The organism is Synechococcus sp. H60.1 (assembly GCF_047462335.1).
In the GTDB taxonomy this organism is placed as follows: domain Bacteria; phylum Cyanobacteriota; class Cyanobacteriia; order Thermostichales; family Thermostichaceae; genus Thermostichus.
Map to the genome: position 1 here is coordinate 1 of NZ_JANSJA010000231.1, position 633 is coordinate 633.

Below are 633 nucleotides of genomic sequence, written 5' to 3' on the forward strand. Positions count from 1 at the left end.
TGGTGCAGGAAGCAACGCCAGAAGAGGCCAAAGTTTCGGAGGCAGCTTAAACCCAAAGCAAAAAGTCTCAACTTTTAAATCAAGACCCCGCCGAGCGTTTTGCCAGGCGGGGTACATTTGCAAGCAAAACAGGGTTAACCTCGAGGGGGCCATCGGATGGGTGGCATGTCCACTCCTTAAGAAGCGCTGCTCTCTTTGGGTAGGAAGAGCAATTCCTCTAGCAGATTTGGCCTTTTCACTCCCGCTTCAACCACTGCCGGATCTGCTCGGCAGCCACATCGCGACCTCCCAAACCAAAAGCCAAAGCCACCGCGACGGCAATCGCGCCCAGCACTAGGCCAAAAGCTAGCACCACAATGTCGGTGGCTACACCCATCTGTTGTAAGGCCATGGCGCCGACGAAAACCAAGATGGCCACCCGCGCCGCCTGCGCCAGCACGCCTGCAGAGGGGTTGCCCAAGCTCTTGATCATGGAATGGGCCAAATTGGCCAAGTAAAGGCCGATCCCGAACACCAAGGCGCCGATGAGCACCCGCCCAGAAATCAGCAACAGCCCCTCTACGATGTCGGTTAAAGCAGCAAACTGCAACAGCTCCACCGCCGGCACCGCCCCGAACAAGACCACGCCCACCC

Annotated in this window: 1 protein-coding gene; it reads right to left on the minus strand. The window is 57.7% G+C overall.

Going from position 1 to position 633, the window contains the following annotated elements:
* Window positions 1–235 precede the first annotated feature (235 nt).
* On the minus strand, window positions 236–633 hold a 398-nt coding region (locus NW852_RS11205), incomplete at its 5' end, for a mechanosensitive ion channel (protein ID WP_414426751.1).